This window comes from Streptomyces sp. NPDC002690 (assembly GCF_053592415.1).
Window position 1 is genome coordinate 1 of the sequence record NZ_JBSFVR010000230.1, and the last position, 12062, is coordinate 12062.

General features: G+C 75.1%; 2 protein-coding genes. Both read right to left on the minus strand.

Going from position 1 to position 12062, the window contains the following annotated elements; translation table 11 throughout:
• Positions 1–8219 (minus strand): type I polyketide synthase (locus ACWD3D_RS24835; protein WP_451463011.1); only part of this gene is annotated, 8219 nt, incomplete at its 3' end.
• 228 nt (positions 8220–8447) lie between these two features.
• On the minus strand, positions 8448–12062 hold a 3615-nt coding region (locus ACWD3D_RS24840; protein WP_451463012.1), incomplete at its 5' end, for an SDR family NAD(P)-dependent oxidoreductase.

Genomic DNA, 12062 nt, shown 5'->3' on the forward strand with positions numbered 1-12062 from the left:
CCCACCTCTTCCTGGTCCGCGCCGTTCTGGTCGCTCGCGGGGCCGGATGCCCCGCTCGCGGCCACGGCGAGCGGCCCGGCCGCGGCCGTACCCGCGTCCAGCCAGTAACGCCGGTGCTGGAAGGCGTACGTGGGAAGGTCCACGCGCTCCGCCTTGGCCGCCCGTCGGCCCTCGAACGCCGGGGACCAGTCCACCCGTACTCCGCGGGCGTGGACGACCGCGGCGGAGGTGAGGAAGCGGTCGAGTCCCCCGTGGTCCCGCCTCAGGGTCTCGGTGACCGCCACGTCGGCGCCGCCGGCCCCGTCCACGGTGTCCTGGATGCTGCCGGTGAGCACCGGATGCGGGCTCACCTCGATGAAGACCGTGTAGCGGTCGGCCAGCAAGTCCTCGACGACGGGGGCGAACCGCACCGTCCGGCGGATGTTGCGGTACCAGTACTCCGCGTCGAGTTCGCCGGGCCGGGCGAGCTGAGCGGTGACCGTGGACCAGAGAGGTATCCCGCCCTCGCGGGGCGTGACGAACGCCAGTCGTTCGAGGAGTTCGTCCTTCACCTCGTCGATCACCGGCGAGTGTCCGGCGACGGTGGCGGCCCGTATCCGTCGGGCGCGCTCGCCGCGTGCCTCGCACTCGGCGAGCAGCTCGTCGAGTGCCGCCTCGTCCCCGGCGACCACCGCGGCCGAGGGGCCGTTGACCGTCGCCACCGAGAGCCGTCCGGGCCAGGCCGCGATCCGGCGCTCGACCTCGGCGAGGGGCAGCGCCAGGGAGGCCATGCCGCCCTTCCCGACGAGGCCGGCCAGGACGAGGCTGCGCTCGACGACGATGCGGGCGGCGTCCTCCAGCGTGAGGATGCCCGCCACGCAGGCGGCGGCCACCTCGCCCTGGCTGTGCCCGACCACCGCGTCCGGCCGTACGCCGTAGGACTGCCACTGGGCGGCGAGCCCCACCAGCACCGCCCACAGGGCGGGTTGGGCCACGTCCACCCGGTCCAGGCCGGGTGCGCCCGGGACCTCCCGCAGGACGTCGAGGAGCGACCAGTCGACCAGCGGTTCCAGTGCGCGGGCGCACTCCTCGACGCGGGCGGCGAAGGCCGGTGCCGTGTCGAGCAGCCCCCGGGCCATTCCGGCCCACTGTGATCCGTGGCCGGGGAAGACGAAGACCGTACGGGTGCCCTCGGCCGTGGTTCCCCGGACGAGGTTCCCGGCGGGTTCGCCCTTCGCGAGGGCGCGCAGGCCCTCCGTGAGTCCGTCGCGGTCCTGGGCGACCACGACCGCCCGGTGGTCGAAGTGCGAGCGGTCGGCGAGGAGCGCGTGGGCGGTTTCGGCGGTCGGGGCGGAGTCCGGGCGGTCCAGCAGTTCCAGGAGGCGCGCGGCCTGGTCGGACACGGCCTGCGGGGTCCGGCCGGAGAGCGCCCAGGGCAACGGGGGGCCGGCCTCGGCCGGAGCGGGCTCCGGGAGGGCGACAACGTCCGCGGGTGTGTCCGCCGGGCCGGGCTGTTCGAGGATGACGTGCGCGTTGGTGCCGCTCACGCCGAAGGAGGAGACGCCCGCGCGCAGCGGCCGGGAGTCCGCCCGCCAGGGCCGCTCCTCGGTCAGGAGGCGTACCCCGCCCGTGGCCCAGTCCACGTCGGGCGAGGGGGCGTCGACGTGGAGCGTCCTGGGCAGCACGCCGTGGCGCATGGCCTGCACCATCTTGATGACCCCGGCCACTCCGGCGGCGGCTTGGGTGTGGCCGATGTTGGACTTGAGCGAGCCGAGCCAGAGCGGCCTGTCCTCGGGTCGCCCGGTGCCGTACGCGGCCACCAGCGCCTGGGCCTCGATGGGGTCGCCGAGGGTGGTTCCGGTGCCGTGGCCCTCCACCGCGTCGATGTCGTGCGGGGCGAGGCCCGCGGTGGCCAGTGCCTGGCGGATGACACGCTGCTGGGCGGGACCGTTCGGCGCGGTCAGCCCGTTCGACGCACCGTCCTGGTTCACCGCTGAGCCACGCACCACCGCGAGCACCCGGTGACCGAGGCGCCGCGCGTCCGACAACCGCTCCACCAGCAGCAGCCCGACCCCCTCCGCCCAGCTCGTGCCGTCCGCCGAGGCCGCGTAGGCCTTGACTCGGCCGTCGGGGGCGAACGCCCGGTGCCGGGAGGTGGCGACCATCCCGGACGGCGAGGCCATCACGGCGACCCCGCCGGCGAGCGCGAGGTCGCACTCCCCCGAGCGCAGTGCCTGCGCCGCGAGGTGGAGCGCCACCAGCGAGGAGGAGCACGCCGTGTCCACCGTGACCGCGGGACCCTCGAACCCGTACGTGTACGAGATGCGCCCCGAGGCCACGCTGGCCGCGCTGCCGTTGTGCAGGTACCCCTCCAACTCCGGGGGCAGTTCCCGCAGTCGGGAGGCGTAGTCGTTGTACATCACGCCGACGAAGACGCCTGTGCGGCTGCCGCGCAGCGAGTCCGGGGCGATCCCGGCCCGCTCGAAAGCCTCCCAGGACGACTCCAGCAGCAACCGCTGCTGCGGGTCCGTAGCCAGCGCCTCGCGCGGCGAGATGCCGAAGAAGCTCGCGTCGAACTCGGCGGCGTCGTGCAGGAATCCACCGTGCTGGGTGTAGGTGCGGCCCGGCTCGTCGGGGTCCGCGTCGAAGAGGTTCTCGTTGTCCCAGCCCCGGTCGCCGGGCCACGGGGTGATGGCGTCCCCGCCCTGGGAGACCAGGTCCCACAGGTCGTCGGGCGAGGCCACTCCGCCCGGCAGCCGGCAGCTCATGCCGACGATGACGACCGGGTCGTCCGCGTCGGCGGCCGGTGCGGTCACGGGGGCGGGGGCCGCCGGCCCCGGGTGGTCGCCGAGCAGTTCGGCGAGGAGGAAGCGCGCCAGCGACTGCGGGGTGGGATGGTCGAAGACCAGCGTGGGCGACAGCCGCAGACCGCTCGCCGCACCCAGCCGGTTGCGCAGGTCCACGGCGGTCAGCGAATCGAATCCGAGGTCCTTGAACGCCCGGCCCGAAGTGATCGAGTCGCGGTCGGCTCGCCCGAGCACGGTCGCCGCCTCCGCCCGGACCAGGTCGGCGAGGAGCTCCTCGCGTTCGGCCGCGCCGAGCGGGAGGAGCCGTGCCGCGAGGCTGGAACCCGACACTGCGGCGGCACGGCGGGCGACCGGCCTGCGGGTCCGCACGACGTCCCGCAGGACCGGCGGGATCTGCCCCGGTTCGGCGCCGTGCAGCAGGGCGACCGGTACGAGGAGCGCGTGATCCGCCGCTCCGGCCGCGTCGAGGAGCGCGAGGCCCTCGCGGGTGGTGAGGGCACGGGTCCCGTGGCGGGCGTTGCGCCGGTGGGCGGTGTCGTCCAGGTGGGCGGTCAGCTCGCCGCTCTCCTCCCAGAGGCCCCAGGCGAGGGACGTCCCGACCAGGCCGTGGGCCCTGCGGTACGCCACCAGGGCGTCGAGGAAGGTGTTGGCGGCGGCGTAGTTGCCCTGGCCGGGGACGCCGAGGACGCCCGCCGCGGAGGAGAACACCACGAACGCGGAGAGCGGGGCGTCCCGGGTGAGGGAGTGCAGGTTCCACGCCGCGTCGGCCTTGGGGCGCAGCACGGTGTCCAGCCGGCCGGGGGTGAGCGAGCCCACGACCCCGTCGTCCAGGGTCCCTGCCGCGTGCACGATCCCGGTGAGCGGATGGGCCGCCGGGATGCCGTCCAGTACGACCCGCAGGGCGTCCCGGTCGGCCGCGTCGGCGGCGGTGACCGTCACCTCCGCCCCGAGCGCGGTGAGTTCGGCGACGAACTCCGGGGCGCCCGGCGTGGCGGGGCCGCGTCGGCCGGTCAGCAGCAGATGCCGCACTCCGTGTTCGGTGACGAGGTGGCGGGCCACCAGCTTGCCGAGGAGCCCCAGGCCGCCGGTGACGAGCACTGTTCCCTCGGGCGGCCCGAAGCGCCAAGCCTTCGTGGACTGGGTGGATGTGTTCGGGACGGGGACGAGCCGCGGGGCGTGGGCGGTGCCGGCCCGGAGCGCGAGCTGTGTCTCGCCCGTGTCGACGGCGGTGGCGAGTGCGGTCGCCAAATCGGACGCGGTGGGTGACGCGCCCGGTTCGACGCGCTCGGTGTCGACGAGCAGGAAGCGGCCGGGGTGTTCGGACTGTGCCGAGCGCAGCAGACCCCAGACGGCGGCCGTCGTGAGGTCGGGCGCCCCGCCGTCGGCGGATACCGCGCCCGTGGTCGCCAATGCCAGTGGCAGGGAGTCCAGTTCGGGGTGGGCGAGCCATTCCTGGACGAGGGCGAGCACCTGGTCCAGGGTCCCCCGCGCGCGCACCGGCGGGGGTGTCCCGTCTTCCGGCCTCGTGTCGGCGGGCACTTCGTAGAGGACCGGCCCGGACGGGCCCGCGCCCGCGCGGACGGCGGCGGCGATCTCGGCGGGATCGCGGAACCGGAGGAAGGTGTCCGGGTCCGCGTACCGCGACCCGGCGCCCTCGGGCCGCAGGAGCGTGAGCGGCCCCGACGCGGGCGCGGCGAGCGGGAGCGGGGTCCAGCCGAGCCGGTACAGCGGCTCGACGGCCCCAGGACCGGAGGTGAGCCGGGCCGCCGCCACCGGGCGGTACACCAGGGAGTCGATGGAGACGACCGGGGTACCCGCCGGGTCGGTCGCGTCCAGGGAGAGTCCACCGTCGGCGGTGGGCGCGAGCCGTACGCGCAGGGCCGTCGCGCCCGAGGCGTGGAGCCGCACGCCGTTCCAGGCGAACGGCAGCAGCACCTCGTCAGGGCCGGTCCGTGGCAAGGCGCCGAGGGACGCCGCGTGGAAGGAGGCGTCGAGCAGGGCCGGGTGCACACCGAACTCTCCTGCCGCCGACTCCTCTTCACCGTCGAGCGCGACCTCGGCGAAGACCTCCTCGCCGAGCCGCCAGGCCGCGCGCAGCCCTTGGAAGCGGGGCCCGTACGCGACTCCGGAATCGGCGAGCCGTTCGTAGACGCCGTCCAGCGGGAGCGCGGTGGCCCCCGGCGGCGGCCAGTCGCCGGGCGCTGCCTTGGACCGCGCGGGGTCTGCCGTACGGGAGAGGTATCCGGTCGCGTGCCGGGTCCAGCCCTCGCCGTCCGTCGCGTCCTGGGGGCGGGAGTGGACGCTCACCGCGCGGCGGCCGTCCTCGTCGGGGGCGGCCACGGCCACCTGGATCTGCTGGGCCTCGTCGGGCGGGAGCACGAGGGGCGTCTCGATCACCAGCTCCTCGACCGTGTCTCGGCCCGCTTCGTCGGCGGCCCGTACGGCCAGTTCCACCAGGGCCGTGCCGGGCAGGAGGACGCGGTCGAGCACCGTGTGGTCGGCGAGCCACGGGTGGGTGCGGACGGAGACGCGTCCGGTCAGGAGGAGCCCGTCGCCCTCGGCCGGCCGCAGCGACGCGCCGAGCAGCGGGTGCCCGGCGGCGCGCAGGCCGAGCCCGGGGACGTCGGCCGCCCGAGCGGTGGTGCTCTCCAGCCAGAACCGCTGCCGCTGGAAGGGGTAGGTGGGCAGGCCGGCCAGGTCGTCCGGGCCCGAGGCGGCCGGGCGCGCTCCTGCGAGCGCCGGGCTCCAGTCGACGGCGACGCCGTGGACCTGCGCCTCGGCCAGCGAGGTGAGGAAGCGGACCGGGCCGCCCTCGCCCCTGCGCAGGGAGCCCGTGACGACGGCTTCGACGCCGGGGTACGCCGCTTCGGCGGTCTCCTGTACGGCGGAGGTCAGCACGGGGTGCGGGCTGGCCTCGACGAACACGTCGTGGCCCTCGGCGAGCAGCTTACGGACGGCCGGTTCGAACAGGACGGTCTGCCGGAGGTTGGTGTACCAGTACGTCGCGTCCATCGCGGTCGTGTCGAGCCAGTCGCCGGTGACCGTGGAGAGCAGGGGGACGGTCGCGGCGCGCGGGGCGACCGGCGCGAGGGCGGTCAGCAGCTCCTCGCGGATCGTCTCGACCTGAGCCGAATGGGAGGCGTAGTCGACCGGGACCCTGCGGGTGCGTACACCGTCCCGCTCGGCGGCGGCGATGAACTCGTCCAGGGCGGTGGGTTCACCGGCGACCACCACGGCGGTGGGGCCGTTGACCGTCGCCACCGAGATGCGCCCGCCCCAGGGGGCGATGGCCGTCTCGGCCTCGGGCAGCGGCAGCACCACGGAGACCATGCCGCCTCCGCCGGAGAGCGCGCCGATCGCCCGGCTGCGCAGGGCGACCACCCGGGCCGCGTCCTCCAGGGTCAGGGCCCCGGCGACGTACGCGGCGGCGATCTCGCCCTGGCTGTGCCCGATCACCGCGTCGGGGCGCACCCCGTATGACTTCCACAGCTCGGCGAGGGAGACCATCACGGCCCAGAGCGCGGGCTGTACGACGTCCACCCGGTCGTGGGCGGGTGCGCCCTCCGCCCCGTGCAGTACGTCGGTCAGCGACCAGTGGGTCCAGGGCTCCAGTGCCCGGGCGCACGCCTCGATGCTGTCGGCGAACACCGTTGAGCTGTCCAGGAGTTCGCGGGCCATGCCGGTCCACTGGGAGCCCTGGCCGGGGAAGACGAACACCGTGCGGCGCTCGCCCCCGGCGGCCGTCCCCCGTACCAGCCCGGGCGCGGATTCGCCCGAGGCGAGGGCGTCGAGCCCCGCGAGCAACTCCACGCCCGCGGAGCCGACGACGACGGCGCGCTCCTCGAACACGGCCCGTCCCGCGACGAGTTCACGGGCGACGGTGGCGGTGTCCGTTCCGGTGCCGCGCAGGTACGTGGCGAGGTCGGCGGCCCGCGCCGCGAGGGCGGCGGGGGTGCGCGCGGAGAGCAGCAGGGGTACGGCGGCGGGCTCGGCCCCGTCCTGCGGCTCGCCTGCCGGATCTTCCGCGGGTCCGGCCTCGGCGGGCGCGGGTCCGGGGGCCTGTTCCAGGATGATGTGGGTGTTGGTGCCGCTCATGCCGAAGGCGGACACACCCGCGCGGCGCGGCTCCCCGGTCTCCGGCCACGGCCGGTGGTCGGCGAGGAGGGACACGGCACCCGACGCCCAGTCGACGTGCGGGGACGGCTCGTCCAGGTGCAGGGTCTTCGGGAGGACCCCGTGCCGCATGGCCTGCACCATCTTGATGACGCCGGCCACCCCCGCCGCGGCCTGGGTGTGGGCGATGTTCGACTTGACCGAGCCGAGCCACAGAGGGGCTTCCTCGGTGTGTTCCTGGCCGTAGGTGGCGAGCAGCGCCTGCGCCTCGATGGGGTCGCCCAGGGTGGTGCCGGTGCCGTGCGCCTCGACGGCGTCGACCTGCCCGGCGGTCAGGCGGGCGTCGGCGAGCGCCTGTCGGATGACGCGCTGCTGGGCGGGGCCGTTCGGCGCGGTCAGTCCGTGGGAGGCGCCGTCCTGGTTGGCGGCCGTCCCTCTGATGACGGCGAGCACCCGGTGACCGAGGCGGCGGGCGTCGGAGAGCCGCTCGACGAGCAGCAGCCCCGCCCCCTCGGACCAGCCGGTCCCGTCGGCGGCACCGGCGAAGGCCTTGCAGCGGCCGTCCGCCGCGAGCCCGTGCTGCCGGGAGAACTCCACGAAGGTGGAGGGGGTGGTCATGACGGTGACCCCGCCGGCGAGCGCGAGATCGCACTCGCCGGAGCGCAGCGACCGTACGGCCAGGTGAAGGGCGACCGAGGACGAGGAGCAGGCCGTGTCGACCGTGACGGCGGGGCCCTCGAACCCGAAGGTGTAGGAGATCCGCCCGGAGGCGACGCTCGCCGCGTTGCCGACGACGATGTAGCCCTCCAGGTCCTCGGGAACGGCTCCGACCGGGGGTGCGTAGTCGTTGCCGTTGCTGCCCACGAAGACGCCGGTGCTGCTCCCCCGCAGGGTGTCGGGCCGGATGCCGGCCCGCTCGAACGTCTCCCAGGCCGTCTCCAGCAGCAGCCGGTGCTGGGGGTCGGTGGCCAGTGCCTCGCGGGGCGAGATGCCGAAGAAGTCGGTGTCGAAGTCGCCGGGGGACGCGAGGAAGGCGCCTCGCCGGGTGAAGGAAGTGCCGGGGCGGTCCCGGTCCGCGTCGAAGAGGGCCGAGGTGTCCCAGCCCCGGTTGTCGGGGAAGTCGCCCACCACGTCGCCGCCCTCGGAGACCAGCCGCCACAGGTCGTCCGGGGAGTCGATTCCGCCGGGGAAGTGGCAGCCCATGCCCACGATGGCGACGGGTTCCTGGCCGCCTTCCTCGGCGTCGCGCAACTTCTGGCGGGTCTCGTGGAGTTCGGCGGTGACCCGCTCCAGGAGATACCGCATCCGGCTGTCGTTCATGAATCCACCCTTCGTGCGGAGTGCCCGGTGCTGGAAAAGGCCGAGCGGGTCAGGCAGTGGGCCGAACGCCCGGGGCCGGGCGGTCGGTCGTGAGTCGTGGCGTGGGCGTCGTGACGTGTCGCGGCATGTCGTGGCGTCGTGGCGTCGTGGCGGGAGGCGGGCCGCGTGGCGTTTCGCGCCGTCCGGCGAACAGTCGCCGGACGGCAGCCGCCGGACGCCGGACACGCCTTACGAGATGCCGAGTTCCTTGCCGATGAAATCCATCAGTTCGTCGTCGGTTGCGGAGGAGAGACCTGCGGCCACGTCTCCGTGGTCGTTCCCGGCCGGCTCGGGCTCATGGCGGCCGGTCGCCGCCAGTGCCGTCAGCCGGGCCGCCGCCCTCTCGCGTTCGGGTCCGTCCGGCGGCAGGGCCGCGAAGAGCGCCTCCAACCGGTCGATATGCGAACCCAGTTCGCGTACGGCACCCTGCTCCTCCCGGTCCGTTGGGACGAGTCGTTCGTGGAGCAGCTCGGCGAGCGCGTACGGGGTGGGGTGGTCGAACACCGCGGTGGTCGGCAGGTTCAGGCCGGTGTGGCGGTTGATCCGGTTGCGCAGTTCCACGGTGGTGAGGGAGTCGAAGCCCTGTTCCTTGAAGCCCCGGTGGATCTCGACCGAACCGGCGGGCCTGCCGCCCTGGACCTCGCCGACCTGTGTCGTCACGAAGCGGAGCAGCAGCCTGTGGCGCTCCTGGTCGCTCGCGGCCCCCGCCAACTCGGCTGCCAGACCTATCCGTTCGGGCTCTTCGGGCGAGTCGGCACCGGCGTCCGCCGGGGCGGTCGTCAGTTCCGCCAGCAGCGGATGGGAGCGGGCCGCGGCCAGGGTCTGCCAGTCGGCGCGGGAGACCACCAGGTGGGTCTCGTCCCGGTCCAGGGCCTGTTCGAGTACGTGGACGGCGATGTGCGGGTCCATCGGGAGCAGCCCGCCCCGCGCGTTGCGGTGGGCTCCTTCGTCGCCGGCGATGCCGTCGCCCGCCCACTGGCCCCAGGAGACCGAGGTGGCGGGGAGCCCGGCGGCGCGGCGGGTGTGGGCGAGGGCGTCGAGGTAGGAGTTGCCCGGGGCGTAGTTGCCCTGCCCGGGGGTGCCGGCGATCCCGGTGACGGAGGAGAAGAGAACGAAGGCCGACAGCGGGAGTTCGCGGGTGAGTTCGTCCAGGTGGCGGGCGCCGAGCGCCTTGACCCGCAGCACCCGGTCGGCCCGCTCCGGGGTGAGGGCGTCGATCAGGGCGTCGTCGAGGACGGCGGCGGTGTGCACGACCGCCGTCAGCGGGTGTTCGGCGGGCACCGCGGCCAGTACTCCGGCGAGCGCTCCGCGGTCGGAGACGTCGCAGGCGGCGAAGGTCACCCGGGCGCCCAGCGCCGTGAGTTCGTCGCGCAGGGCGTCCGCACCGGGCGCGTCGCCGCCCCTCCTGCTGACCAGCAGCAGATGGCGGGCGCCCTTGCGGGCCAGCCAGGCGGCGGTGTGCCGGGCCAGTGCACCGGTGCCTCCGGTGACGAGGACCGTTCCGGCGGGGGTCCAGCCGGTACTACGGCCGCCGGGGGCGGCTTCCAGGGGGGCGGGGACGAGGCGCCGGGCGAGCAGGCCCTCGGGCCGGACGGCGAGTTCGGCTTCCCGGTGGCCTCCGGTGAGGGCGGCGAGCACCCGGCCGGCGGCGCGGGCGTCGGCTCGCTCGGGCAGGTCGACGAGTCCGCCCCAAACGGGGCTCTCCACAGCGGCGATCACGCCGAGTCCCCAGACGAGCGCGCCGGTGGGGTCGGCCGACCGGTCGCCGGTGCCGGTGGTCACCGCTCCCCGGGTCAGAGCCCAGAGCGGGGCCCCGGTCCCGGCGCTCTCCAGCGCTTGGAGAAGCGCCGTGGTGGCGGCCGTGCCGCGCGGCAGGGCGGGCAGGTCGGGGTCCGTGTCGTGGTCGAGCGAGAGCAGGGACAGTACCCCGGTCACCGGCTCGGCCGGGGCCCGTCCGGTCGCCTCCGCGAGGAGCTTCGCGAAGGTGTCGCGGTCCGCCCGCAGGTCCGCCACCGGGACCCGGTCGACGCGGGCTCCGCTGCCGGTGAGGGCCTTCTCCAGGAGCGGCGCCCAGGTGTCGTACGGGCGCTCGCCACCGGAGGGCCCGGCCGGCAGGAGGAGCAGCCAGCGGGCCGGTCCGGTCCGCGGTGCGGGCTGGTCCGGTACGGGCTGCCAGCGCACCCGGTACCGCAGGCCGTCGGCCTCGGCGGCCCGTCCGCGCTCGTTCCGCCAGGAGGCGAGCCGGGGCAGAACGGTGCCGAGCGCCTCGCGGTGTGCCGGTTCGAGGATGCCGAGCGTGTCGGCGAGGGTGCCGAGGTCCTGGTGCTCCACGGGTTTCCAGAACCGGTCGTCACCCGCCGGCACGGAGGATGGGGCGGGGAGTTCGGGCGCGTTCGCCCAGTGGCGGCTGCGCTGGAACGGGTAGGTGGGCAGGTCCACCCGGCGCGGTCCCCTCAGGCCGAGGACCGCGCTCCAGTCGACCTCGGCGCCCCGGGCGTGGGCGACGCCGAGCGCGGTCAGCAGGGACTCCGGCTCGGGGCGGCCCCGACGCAGTACCGGGGCGAGGGCGGGTGGCGGTGTGCCCTCGGGGCGAGCGTCGAGCAGGGCCTCCTGGGTCAGTGCGGTGAGGACCGCGTCGGGGCCCAGCTCCACGTAGACGGTGGCTCGGTCGCGCTCCAGGCGGCGAGCGACGTCGAGGAAGCGCACCGCGCCCCGGGCGTGCGCCGCCCAGTAGTCGGGCGTCAGCGGCCGTTCGCGGGTGAAGTACTCGCCGTCGAGCGCGCTCAGCAGGGGGATGCGGGGCGGCACATGGGCCAGACCCGCTGCCACCTCGCCGAGTTCTCCGGTCATCGGGTCCATGAGCGGGGAGTGGAAGGCGTGGCTGGTGCGCAGCCGGGTGGTGCGGCGGCCACCCGCGCGGAAGCGTTCGGCGGTCGCGAGAACCTCCTTCTCCACGCCCGATATCACGGTGGCCTTGGGGCCGTTGACCGCCGCGATGCCCACGGCGCCCTCCAGCCCTTCGAGTTCGGCCAGCACCTCGTCCTCGTCGGCCTCCACCGCGACCATGGACCCGCCTTCGGGGAGCGTCTGCATCAGGCGCGCCCGGGCGGCGACGAGCGCGGCGGCGTCGGCGAGTTCGAGCACTCCGGCGACATGGGCGGCGGCGAGCTCGCCCACGGAGTGGCCGGCCACCACGTCGGGGCGGAGGCCCCAGGACTCCAGCAGCCGGAAGAGCGCCACTTCCAGGGCGAACAGCGCGGGCTGGGTGTACAGGGTGCGGTCCAGCTCATTGTCGGTGCGGGCGCCGGTGGAGGTCCCACCGGCGTCCGGGTCCCCGAAGACGACGTCGCGCAGCGGGGTGGGCGCGTGTCCGGCCAGGTGGGCGTCGAGCGCCGCGCAGTTCGCGTCGAAGGAGGCGGCGAAGACGGGGTGCTGCGCGTACAGCTCCCGCCCCATGCCGACCCGCTGGCTGCCCTGTCCGGTGAAGAGGAACGCGATCCGTCCGGGGGCCGCCGCGTGGCCGCGTACGGCTCCCTCGGCCGACTCGCCCCGGGCGAGGGCGCGTACGGCGGCGCGCAGCCCGGCGGGGTCCTTGCCCACCAGTACGGCACGGTGGTCGAAGGACGACCTCCGGGCGAGCGCGTACGCCACTTCGGCGGGGTCGCTCGCGCCCGGATTCACGGGGTCCTCGTCACGGTCGACCTGCGCGGCCAATCGGGTGGCCTGGTCCCTCAGTGCCTGCGGGGTACGGGCCGAGAGGACCCACGGGACGGGGCGGCCGGGCGCCGCAGGGGCGCGGGCGGG